The 16,353-nt window shown below is 64.2% G+C and carries 15 protein-coding genes; 7 read left to right on the plus strand and 8 right to left on the minus strand.

The features are described 5' to 3' along the window. Positions 1 to 132 precede the first annotated feature (132 nt). The 4 genes from ACYVNQ_RS21255 to ACYVNQ_RS21270 all read right to left on the minus strand — a co-directional run bounded on the left by ACYVNQ_RS21255 (position 133) and on the right by ACYVNQ_RS21270 (position 4,130). On the minus strand, positions 133 to 489 hold the full coding sequence (locus tag ACYVNQ_RS21255) for a DUF4148 domain-containing protein (protein WP_460904976.1): 357 nt from the start codon (positions 487 to 489) through the stop codon (positions 133 to 135). Between the two features lie 77 nt (positions 490 to 566). Further along, on the minus strand, positions 567 to 911 hold the full coding sequence (locus tag ACYVNQ_RS21260) for a DUF4148 domain-containing protein (protein WP_460904554.1): 345 nt from the start codon (positions 909 to 911) through the stop codon (positions 567 to 569). 268 nt (positions 912 to 1,179) lie between these two features. Further along, positions 1,180 to 2,718: a M81 family metallopeptidase gene (locus ACYVNQ_RS21265; protein ID WP_460904555.1), complete on the minus strand. Its 1,539-nt coding sequence runs from the start codon at positions 2,716 to 2,718 to the stop codon at positions 1,180 to 1,182. Next, positions 2,715 to 4,130 carry an MFS transporter gene (locus ACYVNQ_RS21270; RefSeq protein ID WP_460904977.1) on the minus strand — a complete coding sequence of 472 codons (1,416 nt, stop codon included), beginning with the start codon at positions 4,128 to 4,130 and terminating at the stop codon, positions 2,715 to 2,717. Before ACYVNQ_RS21270 ends, ACYVNQ_RS21265 begins: the two co-directional genes overlap by 4 nt. Positions 4,131 to 4,331: 201 nt before the next feature. Between ACYVNQ_RS21270 and ACYVNQ_RS21275 the strand changes: the two genes are divergently transcribed. Next, the gene (locus ACYVNQ_RS21275; protein WP_460904556.1) at positions 4,332 to 5,264 is read left to right on the plus strand and encodes a LysR family transcriptional regulator; all 933 of its coding nucleotides are present in this window, start codon (positions 4,332 to 4,334) and stop codon (positions 5,262 to 5,264) included. A gap of 71 nt (positions 5,265 to 5,335) precedes the next feature. On the opposite strand, the gene ACYVNQ_RS21280 is transcribed toward ACYVNQ_RS21275, so the two are convergent. Further along, on the minus strand, positions 5,336 to 6,715 hold the full coding sequence (locus ACYVNQ_RS21280) for an NAD(P)-binding protein (RefSeq protein ID WP_460904558.1): 1,380 nt from the start codon (positions 6,713 to 6,715) through the stop codon (positions 5,336 to 5,338). 305 nt (positions 6,716 to 7,020) lie between these two features. On the opposite strand from ACYVNQ_RS21280, the gene ACYVNQ_RS21285 reads away from it, so the two are divergent. The 5 genes from ACYVNQ_RS21285 to ACYVNQ_RS21305 all read left to right on the plus strand — a co-directional run bounded on the left by ACYVNQ_RS21285 (position 7,021) and on the right by ACYVNQ_RS21305 (position 10,591). Beyond that, entirely contained in the window at positions 7,021 to 7,446 is a 426-nt protein-coding gene (locus tag ACYVNQ_RS21285; RefSeq protein ID WP_460904559.1) for a hypothetical protein, read from the plus strand. A 197-nt stretch (positions 7,447 to 7,643) separates the two neighbouring features. Then, entirely contained in the window at positions 7,644 to 8,669 is a 1,026-nt protein-coding gene (locus tag ACYVNQ_RS21290) for a zinc-binding alcohol dehydrogenase family protein (RefSeq protein WP_460904560.1), read from the plus strand. A 508-nt stretch (positions 8,670 to 9,177) separates the two neighbouring features. After that, positions 9,178 to 9,306: a hypothetical protein gene (locus tag ACYVNQ_RS21295; protein ID WP_460904561.1), complete on the plus strand. Its 129-nt coding sequence runs from the start codon at positions 9,178 to 9,180 to the stop codon at positions 9,304 to 9,306. Between the two features lie 64 nt (positions 9,307 to 9,370). Next, the gene (locus ACYVNQ_RS21300) at positions 9,371 to 9,637 is read left to right on the plus strand and encodes a hypothetical protein (protein ID WP_460904562.1); all 267 of its coding nucleotides are present in this window, start codon (positions 9,371 to 9,373) and stop codon (positions 9,635 to 9,637) included. 198 nt (positions 9,638 to 9,835) lie between these two features. Continuing rightward, positions 9,836 to 10,591 carry a hypothetical protein gene (locus tag ACYVNQ_RS21305; protein ID WP_460904563.1) on the plus strand — a complete coding sequence of 252 codons (756 nt, stop codon included), beginning with the start codon at positions 9,836 to 9,838 and terminating at the stop codon, positions 10,589 to 10,591. A 24-nt stretch (positions 10,592 to 10,615) separates the two neighbouring features. Here the strand turns inward: ACYVNQ_RS21305 and ACYVNQ_RS21310 are convergent, their stop codons facing one another. The 3 genes from ACYVNQ_RS21310 to metE all read right to left on the minus strand — a co-directional run bounded on the left by ACYVNQ_RS21310 (position 10,616) and on the right by metE (position 15,303). After that, positions 10,616 to 11,578: a LysR family transcriptional regulator gene (locus ACYVNQ_RS21310; RefSeq protein ID WP_460904564.1), complete on the minus strand. Its 963-nt coding sequence runs from the start codon at positions 11,576 to 11,578 to the stop codon at positions 10,616 to 10,618. Positions 11,579 to 11,679: 101 nt separating this feature from the next. Continuing rightward, the gene (locus ACYVNQ_RS21315; RefSeq protein ID WP_460904565.1) at positions 11,680 to 12,840 is read right to left on the minus strand and encodes a winged helix-turn-helix domain-containing protein; all 1,161 of its coding nucleotides are present in this window, start codon (positions 12,838 to 12,840) and stop codon (positions 11,680 to 11,682) included. A gap of 171 nt (positions 12,841 to 13,011) precedes the next feature. Then, positions 13,012 to 15,303, minus strand: coding sequence for a 5-methyltetrahydropteroyltriglutamate--homocysteine S-methyltransferase (metE, locus tag ACYVNQ_RS21320; RefSeq protein ID WP_460904566.1), 2,292 nt, complete (start codon positions 15,301 to 15,303; stop codon positions 13,012 to 13,014). Positions 15,304 to 15,394: 91 nt separating this feature from the next. Here metE and ACYVNQ_RS21325 point away from each other — a divergent pair, with 91 nt between their 5' ends. Then, a complete protein-coding gene (locus tag ACYVNQ_RS21325) occupies positions 15,395 to 16,321 on the plus strand; it encodes a LysR family transcriptional regulator (RefSeq protein WP_460904568.1) in 927 nt (308 codons plus the stop codon). The last annotated feature ends 32 nt before the right edge of the window (positions 16,322 to 16,353 follow it).

The raw sequence follows: 16,353 nt of genomic DNA on the forward strand, positions 1-16,353 counted from the left end.
TCCAACCCGTGCGGCCCGTCAAAACCGCGCTTCCTGAAACAAATATGCCCGCAGCCGTCGAGGCACTGCGGGCATGATTTTTTTGCGGCCGTCTTGTGAGCTGGGCGGCCGCGTGGCAGTCGCCGTCACCGCTCAGCTGCCGAAATAGATATTGCAGAAGCTCACCGGTCCGACACAGTTCTGCGCAGACTTCATCGGCATATGCGACTTGCCCATCTGCGACGTGCCGTTCATCGGCATACCGCCAACCGCATCGCGGCTTGCCTGCGCATCGTTGGCGGCAGTCACCTTGGCTTCGGCTGCCTGAATGTCGGCAGGGTACTGCGTGTCGTCGCCGCTGGACGGGCTGTAACCCGCGCGTTCGACTTGCACCAGTTCCGCATGCACCTGTGCACGAGTGAGGCCCTGGTCCGCGCTTTGCGCGAAGCTGAGAACCGGAGCGGCGAGAGCGGCAGCAGCGATAACGAGGGAGGCGATGGTCTTCATGATGGCTTTCCTGAAAAATTGATTGAGTGTCGATTCGGTGCGCGTCGTGTGACGCGCTGGCTTCGTGTTCAGCGAGCGGCTCAGCTGCCTGCGTACAGATCGCAGTAGCTGCGCGGGCCGACGCATGCGTTGCTCATGCTTACGCTGGTCATTGCGCTGCGCATACCCGACTGCGTCGTGCCTTGCGAAGTGCCGCCGACGTCGCTGTCGCTGTGCTGCTTCTTCAGGCGCGCTACCTGTTGCGTGAAGATCGGGCTGACGTCCGGGTACGAAGCATCGGCGACAAAGCGCGAGCCGTTGTTTTCCGCCTGAACCAGTTCCGCACGAACTTCAGCACGCGTCAGGCCTTGTGCGGATGCGGCGGTCACGAAACCGAATGACGAGAGGGCAATCAGGGAAAGGCCGATAAGCGATTTGGCGTTCATTTGGAAATCCTAATCAGGTTAAAAGGAAGCTGGCGTTGTCAGAGGTGCAAACACTGCGGTCCGTCGGTTTATTCCGGGTTTTGTGCGGTGTTTTGCAACAAGTGTTTTGCAAGAGCGTTACGACAGGCAAAACACCGCATCGTCCGAATTTATTCCCGCTTGCTTTCGCTCGCGTTTGTCTGCGTGCTACATCAGGGCGAACAAGACGCGCGCTTCCTTTATTCCCGAAATTTTTCAGAACGCCTGTACAGTCGTGCCGGCGGGCCTCTCAGGCTACTTGCCCGGCCACCTGCGAAGCCGCCTCTGCGGCCGCTCGCAGCTCTTCGAGCGTGCGACCGTGCGGACGCAGCCGCAGCGACGGATCGAGCCGCTGCCAGTCGAGATCGGCCGGGTCGGCGGCCATCGGGCCGGGCGCTTTCGCGACCAGCACGGCGCTCGCAATCTGCTGGAAATCGGCCCGGAAATGCACCGAACTCTTGTTGACGAGAATCTTCATCCGTTCGGGCTCGATGCCCGCGGTGCGATACAGATTGCGGTCGAACATCTGCATCTTGATCGAGCTCACGCCGATCCTGACGCCGCCGATGCGCAGGCACGCAACCGGCCCGAGCTCGCCTTCCACGCCGTGCATCATCGGGCCGTCGAAGCGATAGTGCCCGTCGGACAGATGCTCGACTTCGAAAATGCCGGAGAGCGGTTCATCGCCAGGCACGCCGGAACGCCCGGCGAGCGCGAGTTCGATCCGCGCGCCGACTCCGGCGCAGTGCGCGGCCGCCGCAGCCCGCTCGTCCCAGATCAGGCCGACCGCCGCGTCAGTTGCACCGTTATCGAGCAGCGCGCGGACCATGCCCATCGTGTTCGAATCGCCACCTACCCCGGGGTTGTCCTGCGTATCGGCGATGATCACCGGCTGGTGCGCCTTGCGCGCAAGACGCATCGCTTCGATGACGGCTTCGTTCGGCGCCAGAAACGGCACGTCCCATTGCGCTTCTTGTTGCACCATGCTGGCGGCCAGTTCGTCGACGGCCGCCTCGAGCTCCGCTGCGTCGAGGCCGTAGCCCCAGATCATCGGCCCGCATTCGGGGAAGTCGGAAGCAGGAAAGCCCGGTGCAAACGACAGCGAACGGACGCTGCCCTGTTCGAGCGCTGCCAGCCGGTCGTACAGCCCGCGTGCCGGCTGCACCAGCGTGCACATGCCGTTCACCGGAATCAGGAACGGTATGCGCCGCGCGACGCGCACGAACGGGCGCTGCGCCGCAAGCAGTTCGGCGAGCAGGCGCGCGGCCTGTTCGCCGGTCTCGGCCATGTCGACGTGCGGATAGGTGCGGTACGCCACCATTGCGTCCGCGTGCTGCAGCATTTGCTGCGTGACGTTCGCATGCAGGTCGAGCGACACGACGAGCGGCATCTGCGGGCCGACGCGTGCGCGTACTCGCCGCAGCAGTTCGCCTTCGCCGTCGTCCAGATGCTCGGTGACCATGGCGCCGTGCAGATCGAGATAGATCGCATCGAAGCCGCCATGTTCGATCGCATCGACGATCTCGCCGGCGATGCGCTCGTAGGCATCTTCGGTGACGTGGGCCGAAGCGCTGGCGCCGGCCCAGATCACTGGAATCAGCGCATGGCCTGCGGCTTCGGCGCGGCGGATAAAGCCGCCGATCGGCACGTTTACGTCGCGCAGGCTCAATACGCCAGCGCCACGCGTGAGGGGCGGGAAGCCTTCGCCTTGCAGGAAGTTCTGGTAAGTGGCCTTGGTCGGCGCGAAGGTATTGGTTTCGTGCTGGAAACCTGCGATCAGGATCTTCATGTCGGGAGCGTTCCCTGGTTGGAGGTGGGGTGAGCGGTGCCGGCTGCTTCTGCGGGCGAAGCGGCTGCAAGAGACGTAAGAGACGTAAGGGGCGAACCTGACGCGGCAACCCCCTGCCGCGCAGGTGGCCGGTACATCAGAAGCAACAGTGACGCTAGCGCCAGCAGGCCCGCCATTGCCAGCAACCCGGCGTGCAGGCTGCCGGTCGCGGTCTTGGTCCAGCCGATCACGGCCGGCCCCCAGAAGCCGCCGGACAGCCCGATCGTATTGATCAGCGCAATGCCGCCCGCGGCGGCGGAGCCAAGCATGCATTCGGACGGAATCGCCCAGAACACCGTGTAGGCGATCCACATCATCGCGGTAGCGAAGGTGACGAGTGCCAGCGTGGCGAACAGCTGACCGTCGGTAAATACCGTGCAGGCAAGCGCGGCGCCGCCGGCCAGCGCCGGCAGCGCGCTGTGAAAGCGCCGCTCGCCGACGCGGTCCGAGCGGCGGCCGCCGAAAAACATGCCGAACGCCGCTGCTACGTACGGAATCGCCGCATACCAGCCGAGCTGCAGCGTATCGGTCACGCCTTGCTCGCGGATCAACGTAGGCAGCCAGAAACTGATCGCGTAGATCGAGCAGATGATGCAGAAGTACGCGAACGCGAGGCGATACACCCGCAGGTCGCGCAACACCGTGCCGAACGAATGATGCGCGGCACGCTCGGGGCGCGTCTCGCCGGCGAGCAAGGCTTTGTCGTCAGACGAAAGCCAGCGGGCCTGCGTGGGCTCGTCGGCAAGAAAGAACAAGGTGATGACGCCAAGCGCGATACAGGGCAGCCCTTCGAGCAGGAACATCCACTGCCAGCCGGCGAGGCCGTGCGTGCCGTGAAACGCGGTGATCAGCCACGCGGACAGCGGCCCGCCGACAATGCCGCCGATCGGCCCGGCGAGAAACACGATCGCGATCGCGCGTGCCATCCGCGAAGGTCCGTACCAGCGCGACAGGTAGTAGATCATGCCCGGCGCAAAACCGGCTTCGAATACGCCGAGCAGAAAGCGCATCGCATAGAAGGCCGTCACGCTGTGCACGAACAGCATGCACGCCGACGTGATGCCCCACAGCACCATGATGCGGCTGAAGGTTCTGCGTGCGCCGATGCGCGGCAGCAGCAGGTTGCTCGGCAACTCGAACAGCACGTAGCCGATGAAGAAAATGCCCGCGCCGACGCCGTAAGCCGCATCCGAAAATCCGAGGTCGGTCTGCATCTGCAGCTTGGCGAAGCCGACGTTGACGCGGTCGAGATAGGCAAACAGGTAGCAGCACAGCAGAAACGGCAACAACCGCCAGTTCACCGTGCGGTAAACGACGGCAAGGCGTTCGCGGTCTGCGGCGTCGGCGCTGGAGGAGGCTTGCTGAAGCTGCATCGTCGGCATGGCGGTTGTCTCCTTGAGGCTGGTGTGCGTGACCTTCGTTCGGGTCGATCGGGGTTGATCGAATGTTGGTAGACGCAGAAAGAACGAGCAAGAGCAACTAAGTTCACGTATCGTTGCTTTATGAGCAACGCCGACACCCGGCAATGCCCGGTACTCCGCGTGGGTCAATGCCCGCAGGCGAAACAGCAAAAGATGAGAGAGATCAACCAGCAGCGGCTGCGCTACTTCCACGAAGTGCTGATCCACGGCACGATTCGCGGCGCGGCGGACAGCATCAACACATCGCCTTCGGTGATTGCGCGGCAGATCAAGCTGCTCGAGGACGAAATCGGCGCGGCGCTGTTCTATCGCGAGGCGCGCGGCGTGCGGCCGACCGAGGCGGCTGCGCATCTGCTCGAATACTGGCGCGGCTGCCGCTCCCACCAGGAGCAGTTCGAAGATCGCCTGCAAGCGCTGCGCGGGCTGCAGCAAGGCCATATCCAGCTGGCGATCAGCGAGGGCTACATCGACATGCTGATCGATGAAGTCATGGCGCCGTTCTGCGCGCGCTATCCGGCGCTCGACGTCGGCATCGACGTGCTGCCGGTCGACAACGTACTAGAGGAAGTGGCCGAGGGCCGCGCGCACATCGGTCTTGCGTACAATCCGCCGCCGCACGAGCGTATCGAGTTCGTGGCGGATTGCGCGCAGCCGGTCGTGCTGTTGGTGCGGGCCACGCATCCGCTGGCGCTGCGCGGCACGCCGGCGAGCGTCGCCGACCTGCTGGCGTGGCCGCTCGCGCTGATGCCCGCAAGCTTCGGCATCGGCCAGGCGGCGCGGCTCTTGGCATTCGCGGAAAACATCCAGATCCGCCCGACGCTCACCACCAATTCGTTGAGCGCGCTCAAGCGATTCGTTGCACACGAGAATTTCGTTACGCTGATCGGGGAATTCGCTGCGTATCGCGAAATCGCATCAGGCGATCTCGCGATTGTGCCGATCGATCATCCGCTGTTTCGCGGTACCAGGGCGCGCGCGCTCGTCAAGGCGGGACGGCCGCTGACGGCTGCGGCACAGGAGCTGCTCGACTGGATCTTGCAGCGTATGTCGATGTTCGCGCAGCAGGCGAACGGGGGGCGGGGTTGAAGTGCCGCATATGAAGCGCCATGCAGCGTGCAGGCAAACGCGCCGCATGAGCGTCGCTTCGCGTGCCTCGCTTATAGAACGAGCTGTGGCTGCTGCTGCGCCTGTTGCCGGTGCAACGCCTCGTTTACGCGTCGCTTCAGTTCGGGCGTGTGCAGCGCGCTGTCCGGCTTCAGCAGGTGCCTCACTTCGACGAGCAGCTTCTGCACGCCCGGATCATGCACGGCGAGGCTGTTCAGGCCCGCGTGATACCTGACGCGCTGCTGCAGATCGGCTGGCCGCGGGCCACGCGTTTGCGGATAGACGAGGTCTGCCGCTTCGCCCAGCGACCACGGCGTATCGACCAGTTCGTCGCTGCCGGCGAGAAAGGTCATGCCCAGCTCGGTAAGCGAACCGTCGGCGCCGGTCGGTCCGTCGAGCAGGCTGCGCAGCAGCAGCGCCTGCTGCGCGGCGACTGTCATGCCCTGGCCGTACACCGGGTTGAAATGGCAGATCGCATCGCCCAACGGCAGCAGGCCGGCCGGAAAATCGCGGATACGCGTGAAATGGCGCCGCCGGCTTTCGGCGAAACCAAAGCGGACCACCTTGCTTTCGCGGCGCCCCAGGCGCACGGCGTCGTAGAGGGTCGGCGTGTTGAGGCTGCGCGCCCAGTCGAGGAACGCGGGCTCGTCGAGCGGCGCGAGGTCGTCGCCGCGGCTTGCGAGCAGCACGTCCCACAGCCCGTGCTCGCGCATGAGCAGCATGCCGCCGCGCGTGCCTTGCGGTGCATCCGGATGGGTAATCGCCAGTTTGAAGTCGGGCTCGAAGCCGGGCGCAAACGAGTAAAGCACGCTGCCGTAGGTCAGATCGACGCGCAGCGTCGTTTCGTCGGGTAGCGGCCGCCCGTGCGTCTTCAGAAATTCGAGCGTGGGCAGGCCGCGCCCCGATGCATCGACGACAAGGCAGCCGGACAGCACGTCGCGTTTGCCTTCGCGCGTTTCGACGCAGACGCCGGCCACCTGCCCGGCGCGGTCCGCGACGATCTCGAGCACGCGGTTGGCGTCGCGCAGCACGACGTTGTCGAGCTGACGCAACCGCGTGCGTAGCACCGCTTCAAGCAGCGGCCGGGACTGTAGATATGTGTTAATGCACAGTTCGCGGCGCGGCAGCGCCGCACCGTTGGCCAGCTCGATCACGCCGTCAAGGCCGGCATCCGACATTCGCGCGCCGGCTTGCCGCAGATCTTCAGCAAGACCGGGAAACAGTTCGGCCAGTGCCGCGAAGCCGCCCGCCAGCAGCGCATGCGGCAGTCTGTCCTGCGTGGTGCCGGGACGTACGCGAATGCCGCTGGGCAACGGGTCGCGCTCGACCACGACGACTTGCCCGAAATGCCCGGCCAGCGCAGCTGCGGCCGAAAGCCCGCCGAGTCCTGCACCGATTACAAACGCTCGTTTGTCTGCATAAGGCTTTTTCATACGGCTCCGTATTGGGTGTCGAACCGGCTCGCGATGCGGCGAACCGGTCGGCTCCTGTCCTAACACCTGCCGGTCCGCGGTTATTCCATGAAGGTCTGCGTCCTGCTACGGCATCCTACGTATCGTCAGATATCCCGATGTGAAGGTGTAAGCAAAACAGCAGCGGCGCAGGCCGGCCCATCCGCATGCGGGCTGTGCGCCACTGTCCTGCTGGCGAAATTGGTGTCGGCTAGAATGACAGGCCGGGCGAGGGGCCTGTCGTACGGCCAGATATCGGTAAGCGCAGTGGGGAGCACGAGGCGAACATGGAAGGCAATTGGAAGTTTCAGCTGCGGGTCAACGTGTCGGCGCAACTGGCGCAGCGCTTGCGCGGCGACCCCGCGTGCCGCGCGCACGAAGGGCTGCACTATGTGTTGTCCCTGCACCAGGCGTCGATGATGTGCCAGTACGACGCATTTGCCGAGTATGTAAACGAAGCGCAAAGGTTCGGCCCCGAAAATTACCCGCTGTACCAGTGGACCCGCGACACGATCGAAAACCCGGCCAAGAAGGCAAAGTACCTCGAAACCTTTACCATCTATGTCGATGGCGAAGCGATCTACGACAAAACCGTGGCCGACTCGCTCGAAGCCGGTCTTGCGCCGCTGGTCGACGCCGCGCAGATAAAAGGCATCTCGCGCTTCGACACGAACCCGGCGCACAACCCGCAGCCGCCGGCGCGCGGCACGTAGCCCGTGCGGCGGCGCGCGCGGCATGCCGCGGCGCGGTCGAACGCCGCGTGAGCCCGCCACGCGTGCTTTCAACGAAATCCTGAAACTGTTTTCGCGTTTGCGGCGGTAGTCCGCGTCCGCACGCATTTGTCACACTCGCGCACTGGCGCTCGTCATCATCATCGGCACAGACAACCTGATTCACGGAGAAGCAAAACATGAAAGCAGTCGGCTATTACGAACCCCTTGCGATTACCGAAGCAAACGCGCTGATCGACGTCGAGTTGCCCGAGCCGGTGGCGGGCGAGCGCGATCTGATCGTCGAAGTGCGGGCGGTGTCGGTCAATCCGGTCGACACCAAGATACGCAAGAGCCGCAAGGCCGAAGGCGGCGTGCCGGTGGTGCTCGGCTGGGACGCGGCGGGCGTAGTGCGTAGCGTGGGCGCGAAGGTCACGCTGTTCAAGCCGGGCGACCGCGTGTGGTACGCAGGCAGCCTCGTGCGGCCCGGTACCAACGCCGAACTGCATGCGGTCGACGAGCGCATCGTCGGACGCATGCCGGCGAGCCTCGACTTCGCGGCGGCCGCGGCGCTGCCGCTAACCGCGCTGACCGCGTGGGAACTGCTGTTCGACCGCCTGCAGATCGGGCAGTCGCAGCCCGGCGGCCCGGCGGCGAAAACGCTGCTGATCGTCGGCGCGGCTGGCGGCGTCGGTTCGATCATGATTCAGCTCGCGCGCAAGTTGACCGCGCTGAACGTAGTGGCCACCGCATCGCGTCCGCAGACGCGGCAGTGGGTCACCGAACTCGGCGCGCAGCACGTTATCGATCACACGCAACCGCTTGCCGAAGAAATGAAGCGGATCGGCGTCGGCCATGCGCAGTACGTCGCGTCGCTGACACACACCGACCGCCATTTCGAGCAGATTGTCGAGGCACTCGCGCCGCAAGGCCGCCTCGGGCTGATCGACGATCCGGAGGCGATCGACGTGCGCCTGCTCAAGCGCAAGAGCGCGTCGCTGCACTGGGAGCTGATGTACACGCGCTCGCTGTTCGACACGCCTGATGTGATCCGCCAGCACGAGGTGCTGTGCAAGGTCGCCGACATGGTGGACGCAGGCGAGTTGCGCAGCACGGTGGGCGAGCACTTCGGCAAGATCAACGCAGACAACCTGCGCCGTGCGCATCAGTTGCTCGAAAGCCAGCGCACGCAGGGCAAGATCGTGCTCGAGGGCTTCGGCAAGTAACGGGGTAACCGCACGGCTGCCCGGCGCGCTCGCCGCAGAAGAGGCGAGTGCGCTGCAACATTGGCGGCTGTGCGTTCTCTAATGTCTTTCGCGGCCACAAACGCGGCCACGTTTTTCGCCGCGCTTTTCGCCGCGTTTATGGCCCTACTGTTGGCCGTACTGATGGCCGCAGTCGCAGCATCTGAAGCGCGAACGCGCCGTACGCCTCCTCCATCGCACACGATGCAAGGAGTGGGTGCCTGAGCGCCGCTCGATTGCTTCGCGATGCAGAGCGTCCCGTCTTCGCGCCTCGCGTATTGCACCTCACGCACAGAAAACGCCACACATGTCATCCGGATACGCCGCAGCCGCGTTATACCCACGTATGGGTGGCTCATGCGCACGCACGGTCGCACGACACTCTTCGACAATAGTTTTGTTTGAACCAGACGTCTAAGCTGAAATCACCGCAAACGCCTGCAGCCGCGGCGCGTACGCGGATCGGATTTGCGGGTCGGTGGGAGCTGTCATGCTGAACGTTCTGCATCACTGGATTTTTCTCGGCAGCAATGCGTACGACGAGTACACATTCGTGCCGTGGCTCAACAAGAACATCTATCGCAGAACCGTCGAATTAAGCTGCATCACGCTGCTATGAGCAGCCGCGCGGCCCGTGCCCCCAATGCCGGCTTCGCCTGCCTGACTTTCGACGGAATGCTGCCATGACGCACCTGTGCACGATCAAACCCTCTATCACCCGGCATGTGCCCGCCGATGCAACGGTGCGCGCCGCCGGCTTGCGAGGGGCGCGCGCGGCCGCCGGCCGCCAGCGGCGCTCAGGCAGGCGTCTGCAAAGGATTGCGCGCCACGCGCACCGCGATCGGGACGCCGCGCGAGGCGCACAGCACCGGGCGTTGTCGCCGCTCGTCTGGCGCGCGCAAAGCAGCCTGCCGGTGTGCCGGCGCTGGTCACCGTTGCTGGACGGCTGACCCCGGGCTCGCTTGTCTCATCGTGCACACTGTCAACGCTGCAAAACCGGACGGCTTCCAATAGACTGTGCGCAGCGGCAACGGCGCGCAGGCGGAGCCTGCATGGCCGCCGCACAGGTCGTCTCCCATACCGCGGTGTGGCCGCGGTGTGGCGATGCGCCTGTTTCAAAGGTGTGACACGACGAGGGCGGGGGATCAGTGGCAGGTTCGATTCATATGGGGCGCTGGGGTAGTGCGGCGCTGGTTGCGTTGACGCTCGCATGCGGGGCGGGCGTGGCTCACGCCGAACAAAAGCCGAAGGCGGCATTCCAGAGCGACGATCCGGTCGCGGTGCGCGCGATGTTGTCCGGCAAGCCTGAAGATGCCGCGCCGAGCACCCTGCGCAGCCGCTTCCAAGACCTGCTCGCCCGGTTTCCGCATGGCGTGAGCGCGACGCAGGGCGCGTTGGCCGCGCAGGCGCTGCGCGAGCGCAACTATCTGTTCATCGTCGACGCGCCGATCGGCATCCTGTACCAGGCGAAAACGCGTCTGCTGAAAGTGGACGTACCGCTCGCCGACGACGACCGTCCCGGCTACATCGCGCTGCAGAAAACCGTGAAGGGTATGAGCGGCCGGCGCCTCGTGATCGCGCCGGATGCGAAGGCCAAGGGCTACGTGCAAAACATCGACCGCATCGATCTCGATGCGACGGGCCGCCGTACCACCGCGCATGGCAGTCTGCGCCTGTCGCAGAGCGCGTTCGAGGCGGCCAACGGCGACTTCGCGATCGCCTTGCTATGCCGGCTCACGCCGCCATACCTGACCGACGAGCACGAGCACCACGAGCCCAGCGACGAGGAACCGACCGACATCACGACCCGCACGTCGACGCTGCACGTCGATGTGGAAGAAGTGTGGCTGATCGACCGCAGCGACAACACGGTGTTGTCCACGCGCCTTCGTCTGGCCAGATAGCGGGCGCCGGCGGCGCTCACGACGTCACGCTTGCGCTGCAGCAGGCGGCACGCGCGGCGCAGGCGCAGCGGCGTGCCCGCCGGCTAGCCGCTCCACGAGAAAATCGACAAACGCGCGCACGCGCGACGACAGATGCCGCGCATGCGGATACAACAGGATGAACGGCCGCGTGCAGCCGCCCTTGTCGGCGAGCAGTTCGACGAGGCGCCCGTCGCGCAGATCCTGTTCGACGCAGAAGCGGTAGGTCTGAAACAGGCCCGCGTGGTTGCGCGCCAGCGTGACGCCGGCCAGCACGTCGCCCGACGTGCCATAGCCGATAGGTATCGTCAGTTCGATTTCCTCGCCGCCTTCGGTAAACACCCATGGCAGCGAGCGGCCGCTACTGGGGATTTCATACTGGATGCAAGCGTGCGCCTGTAGCGCTTCAACCGTGCGCGGTGTGCCGGCATGCTTCAAATAAGCGGGCGACGCAACCACCACCAGTTCCGCATCCTCCAGCTTGCGCGCGACGAGGTTCGAGTCGGCCGGTGTCTTGCCGCGAATCGCGAGGTCGAAGCCTTCGTCGGCGAAATCGATGTTGCGGTTGCTCAGATGCGTTTCGACCTGCACGTCCGGATAGAGCTTGCGGAACTCGGCGAGCACCGGCAGCACGCGATAGTGTCCATACGGCGTCGGCATGCTGATGCGCAGCACGCCGCTCGGCGTAGTCTGCTGGCCGGTCGCTTCGCGTTCGGCATCGGCCAGCTGGTTCAGCGCCTCGCGGCATTGTTCGAAGTAGCGGCGGCCGGAGTCGGTCAGGCGGATCTGCCGGGTGGTTCGCACGAAGAGCCGCACGTTCAGGCGCTCTTCGAGCCGCGCGATCGAGCGGCTCACGGCCGCGGGCGTGACGCTCGCAGCGGTGGCGGCGAGTGTGAAACTGCCCAGTTCGGCGGCCATGCAGAACAGCTCGATGCTGCCCAACAGGAGATCGTCGAATTTTCTTTGCATATCGGGGCTCCCGGGGGCTTGGCCGCGCGAACAGGCGGCGCCGCTTCATGCAGCGCCTTGCCCGCATCATACGCAATCGTATAGCCCGATGCCCACACCGCTCAAGGCGCAAACTGAAACTGCTCGAACGCGTGCAGCTTGCTTTCGATCGCGGCTTTCAACGCCGCACGCTTGCCGCGTACGAGCCAATGCCACTGCTGCACTTGCAATTCGCGGCGTTCGCGGTCGGCCTTCAGATCGACGACCGCGACAATCTGTTCGTCGACCAGCACCGGCAAACCGAAGTACCCGTACAGGCGTTTTTCCTTCGGCAGATACGCTTCGAAGCGGTGCTCATAATTGAAGAACAACTGCAGCCGCTTGCGCTGGATCACGAGTGGATCGAACGGCGACAGGATATGCACGCCATGCGCCGCTTCAGGCGCAGCGGCGAGCGTCTGCGGCTCGGCCCAATGTTCGGACTTGCCTGCGCCTTCGACGGCCACCGGCACCAGCAAGCCTTCGCGCACGCGCGCGTCGATGGCGGCGCGCACCAGCGGTTTGCGCTTTGCATTCAGATGGCAGATCGAATCGAGGCTCACGAGGCCCTGCGAGCGCAGGCCGCGCTCGAGCAGGTAAGCGGTGGATTCTTTCTCGGAGGCGCCGCGCGGCGACCGTTCCCAGCTGAAATGGCGCTCCATCAGCTCGTAGGTCTTCAACATGCCGGCGCGCTCGCTCACCGTCAGCTTGCCGATAAAGAACGCGAACTGCAGCGCGCGCTTTGACGGCTTGCGGCTCGCCCACGGATGATCTTTTTCGACCGGGACGTCGTCGTCGATATCGCGGATCGACAGCGCACCGTGCTCGCGGATGCGCGCGATCACCTTGCGCAGGTCGGCTGGCGTGACCGAGTCGAACCAGCTTTTCGGCGACTTCTGATGCATCTTCATGTCCGCGATGAAGTACTTCAGGTCGCGGGTCGGCACATACGACAGCGCGTGCGTCCAATACTCGAAGACGGACTTGTCGATGGTTTGCGCCTGGCGCAGATGCGCGCGCTGGTACTGCGGAATACGCGTCCACAGGATGTGATGATGGCAGCGCTCGATCACGTTGATCGTATCGATCTGCACATAGCCGAGATGCTCGATGGCCGCGCGCGTGGCCTGCGCGTCGCCGCCGAACGGCTCGTCGGTGTCGAGCCGTTGCGCATGCAGCCAGATGCGGCGGGCTGCATCGAGGGTGAGCGGCACGGGAGCGGGAGCGGTGGACAGGCGCGGCATGGCGGATTCGGGAACGATCGGTTCGCCGATTTTACGCAAAACGATGGCGGCGTGTGCGGGCAGGCAGCGGCGGGATGGCGCTGCATCCGGCGCAGCAGCGCACTGCAGCATCGGTTGCGATACGGCGCTCCGGCACGGTTCCCATCGTGTGCCGGAGCGTGCGGGCCGTGCTTAAACGCCTTGCCTTAGCGCATGCGCAGCCGCAACCATGTTTTGCAGCGCCGGAATCACTTCATCCCACGTGCGCGTTTTCAACCCGCAGTCGGGGTTCACCCACAAACGCTCCGCCGGAATGCGCTCGGCAGCTTTCTTCATCAGATCTATGATGTGCTGCTGGCTCGGGATGTTCGGCGAATGAATGTCGTACACGCCAGGCCCGATCTGGTTCGGGTAGTCGAAGTGGTCGAACGCATCGAGCAGTTCCATATCCGAGCGCGACGTCTCGATCGTGATCACGTCCGCATCCATACCGGCGATCGACGCGATGATGTCGTTGAATTCCGAATAGCACATATGCGTGTGAATCTGCGTTTCGTCCCGCACACCGTTCGCGGCGATGCGGAACGACTCCACCGCCCATTGCAGATACTCGTGCCATTGCGCGCGGCGCAGCGGCAGTCCTTCGCGCAACGCGGCTTCGTCGATCTGGATCACGCGCACGCCGGCCTGTTCGAGGTCGAGCACCTCTTCGCGAATCGCCAGCGCCAGCTGGTAACACGACACCGAACGCGGCTGGTCGTCGCGCACGAACGACCAGTTCAGGATCGTCACCGGACCGGTCAGCATGCCCTTCATCGGCTTCGCGGTTTGCGACTGCGCGTAGCGGATCCATTCGACCGTCATCGCACGCGGCCGGCTGATGTCGCCGAACAGGATCGGTGGCTTTACGCAGCGCGAGCCATACGATTGCACCCAGCCGAACTGGCTGAACGCATAGCCGTCGAGTTGTTCGCCGAAGTATTCGACCATGTCGTTGCGTTCGGCTTCGCCATGCACCAGCACGTCGAGCCCGAGCGCTTCCTGTTCACGTACCGCGCGCGTGATTTCGCGTTCCATGGTTGCGCGATAGTCCGCTGCATCGAGTGCGCCGCTTTTGAACTGGCTGCGTGCCTGGCGGATCTCTCCGGTCTGCGGGAACGAGCCGATCGTGGTGGTCGGAAAGGCCGGCAGTTTGAGCCGTGCAGCCTGCTTTTGCGCGCGCTGTGCATATGCGCTCGTGCGCTTGCCAAGGGCGGTATCGACACGCGCAAGCGCAGCCTTGACGGCCGGATTGTGCACGCGCGGCGAAACACGGCGGCTTTCGACGGCGGCGGCATTCGCATCGAGCTCGGCGGCCACTGACGCACGGCCGTCGCTTAACGCGCGGGCCAGCACCGTCAGTTCGTCGAGCTTTTGCAGCGCGAAAGCGAGCCACGCGCGGATCTCGGCATCGAGCTTCTGTTCGCTGTTCAGATCGACCGGTGCGTGCAGCAGCGAGCACGACGGTGCCAGCCACAGGCGTTCGCCGAGCGACCGATGCAGCGGTTCGAGCCATTGCAATACCGCATTCAGATCGGTCTTCCAGATGTTGCGGCCGTTGATCGCGCCAACCGATAGCACCGACGAAGCAGGCAGTTGCGCCGCCACTTGCGCGACTTCGTCGCGTGCATTGATCGCATCGATATGCAGCCCGTCCACCGGCAGTTTGCACGCCAGGTCGAGGTTTTCGCGCAACGGGCCGAAGTAGGTGGTGAGCAGCAGTTTGACCCGGCGTGCTTCGAGCGCCGCGTATGCGGTGGTCAATGCGTCGCGCCATTGCGGCGTCAGTTCGGTGACGAGCACCGGTTCGTCGATCTGCACCCATTCGATGCCGAGCGCGGTGAAGTAGTCGAGCAGTGCCGCATAGACCGGCAGCAGACGCGGCAGCAGCGCGAGCTTGTCGGAATCGTCTTTTGCCTTGCCGAGCCACAGATAGGTCACTGGTCCGATGATCACCGGCTTCGCGTTGATGCCCAGCGCACGCGCTTCGCCGAGTTGCTCGACCAGACGCGAAGGATCCAGCGCGAACTGCGTGTTCGCATCGAACTCGGGGACGATGTAGTGGTAGTTGGTATCGAACCACTTGGTCATCTCGCCCGCCGCCACGCCGCCGCAGCATGCGGCATGTTCGTCGGCGCCTTGTGCGGAACGGCCGCGTGCGACGCGAAAAGCGTTGTCGAGCGCATCGCCGTGAAAGCCACGCACACGCTCGGGCAAGTTGCCGAGCGTGAAGCTCATATCGAGCACCTGGTCATAGAACGCGAAGTCGCCGACCGGCGCGAACGACAGGCGCGCCTGATCCTGCCAGTGACGTGCGCGCAATTGCGCACCGAGCGCTTTCAGCTCGTCGCGCGACGATTGACTCTTCCAGTAGCGCTCGAGCGCGAACTTCAGTTCGCGTTGTGCGCCGATGCGCGGAAAGCCCAGATTGTGTGTGGTGACCATGGTTTGTCTGCGTAGAGGAAAGTGTCTGGCAGCGATGATAGAATTTTCGATGTATGAATAAAAATTGATTTATTTCATACATCGATTATTTATGTTCATGGAGGCAGACGTGCTCGAACGCAGTCATCTGATGGTGGTCAGGGAGATCGAGCGGCAAGGGTCGCTGACGGCCGCTGCCGACGTGCTGAACATCACGCAATCGGCGTTGAGCCATACGGTGAAGAAACTGGAGCAGCAGCTCGGCACGCCGCTGTGGATACGCGAAGGCCGCTCGATGCGTCTCACGCAGGCAGGGCAGTATCTGCTGGGACTGGGCAACCGGCTGCTGCCGCAGTTCGAGCACGCCGAAGAGCGCATCAGGCAGTATGCGCAAGGCGAGCGCGGCACGCTGCGCATCGGCATGGAATGCCATCCGTGCTACCAGTGGCTGCTGAAGGTCGTGTCGCCTTATCTGGCGCGTTGGCCCGACGTCGATGTCGACGTCAAGCAGCGCTTTCAGTTCGGCGGCATCGGCGCGCTGTTCGGCTACGACATCGACGTGCTGGTGACGCCCGATCCGTTAAACAAGCCGGGGCTGCACTTTGCACCGGTGTTCGACTACGAACAGGTGCTGGTGGTGGCCGACGCGCATGCGCTCGCCAACGAGCCTTATGTAACGCCGGCCCAGCTGGCCGATGAAATTCTGATCACGTATCCGGTCGAGACCGACCGGCTCGACATCTACACGCAGTTTCTGACGCCGGCCAACGTGGTGCCGAAACGTCACAAAGTGATAGAAACCACCGACATCATGTTGCAGATGGTTGCAAGCGGCCGCGGCGTGGCCGCGCTGCCGCGCTGGCTGGCCGAGGAGTACGGCAGCTGGATGCAGCTCACGCCGTTGCGCCTCGGCAAGAAGGGAATCGCCAAGCAGATCTTTCTCGGCACGCGCGAAGCGGACGACGGCATCGATTATCTGAGTGCCTTCGTCGCGCTGGCGCGCAAAGCGGATTGGGCGCCGGCGCGTTTTCGCGTTTAGCGCTTCAGGCGTGCAAGGCGTGCAAGGCGTAC

Source organism: Paraburkholderia jirisanensis (assembly GCF_054782355.1).

What these genes read in the sequence shown, in the direction of transcription:
- ACYVNQ_RS21285 (WP_460904559.1), top strand. Translation starts at nt 7,021, where the DNA reads ATGGAAGGCAATTGGAAGTTTCAGCTGCGGGTCAACGTGTCGGCGCAA.
- ACYVNQ_RS21280 (WP_460904558.1), bottom strand. Translation starts at nt 6,715, where the DNA reads ATGAAAAAGCCTTATGCAGACAAACGAGCGTTTGTAATCGGTGCAGGA.
- ACYVNQ_RS21270 (WP_460904977.1), bottom strand. Translation starts at nt 4,130, where the DNA reads ATGCAGCTTCAGCAAGCCTCCTCCAGCGCCGACGCCGCAGACCGCGAA.
- ACYVNQ_RS21315 (WP_460904565.1), bottom strand. Translation starts at nt 12,840, where the DNA reads ATGCCGCGCCTGTCCACCGCTCCCGCTCCCGTGCCGCTCACCCTCGAT.
- ACYVNQ_RS21260 (WP_460904554.1), bottom strand. Translation starts at nt 911, where the DNA reads ATGAACGCCAAATCGCTTATCGGCCTTTCCCTGATTGCCCTCTCGTCA.
- ACYVNQ_RS21295 (WP_460904561.1), top strand. Translation starts at nt 9,178, where the DNA reads ATGCTGAACGTTCTGCATCACTGGATTTTTCTCGGCAGCAATGCGTAC.
- ACYVNQ_RS21265 (WP_460904555.1), bottom strand. Translation starts at nt 2,718, where the DNA reads ATGAAGATCCTGATCGCAGGTTTCCAGCACGAAACCAATACCTTCGCG.
- ACYVNQ_RS21290 (WP_460904560.1), top strand. Translation starts at nt 7,644, where the DNA reads ATGAAAGCAGTCGGCTATTACGAACCCCTTGCGATTACCGAAGCAAAC.
- ACYVNQ_RS21275 (WP_460904556.1), top strand. Translation starts at nt 4,332, where the DNA reads ATGAGAGAGATCAACCAGCAGCGGCTGCGCTACTTCCACGAAGTGCTG.
- ACYVNQ_RS21300 (WP_460904562.1), top strand. Translation starts at nt 9,371, where the DNA reads ATGACGCACCTGTGCACGATCAAACCCTCTATCACCCGGCATGTGCCC.
- ACYVNQ_RS21310 (WP_460904564.1), bottom strand. Translation starts at nt 11,578, where the DNA reads ATGCAAAGAAAATTCGACGATCTCCTGTTGGGCAGCATCGAGCTGTTC.
- ACYVNQ_RS21325 (WP_460904568.1), top strand. Translation starts at nt 15,395, where the DNA reads ATGTTCATGGAGGCAGACGTGCTCGAACGCAGTCATCTGATGGTGGTC.
- metE (WP_460904566.1), bottom strand. Translation starts at nt 15,303, where the DNA reads ATGGTCACCACACACAATCTGGGCTTTCCGCGCATCGGCGCACAACGC.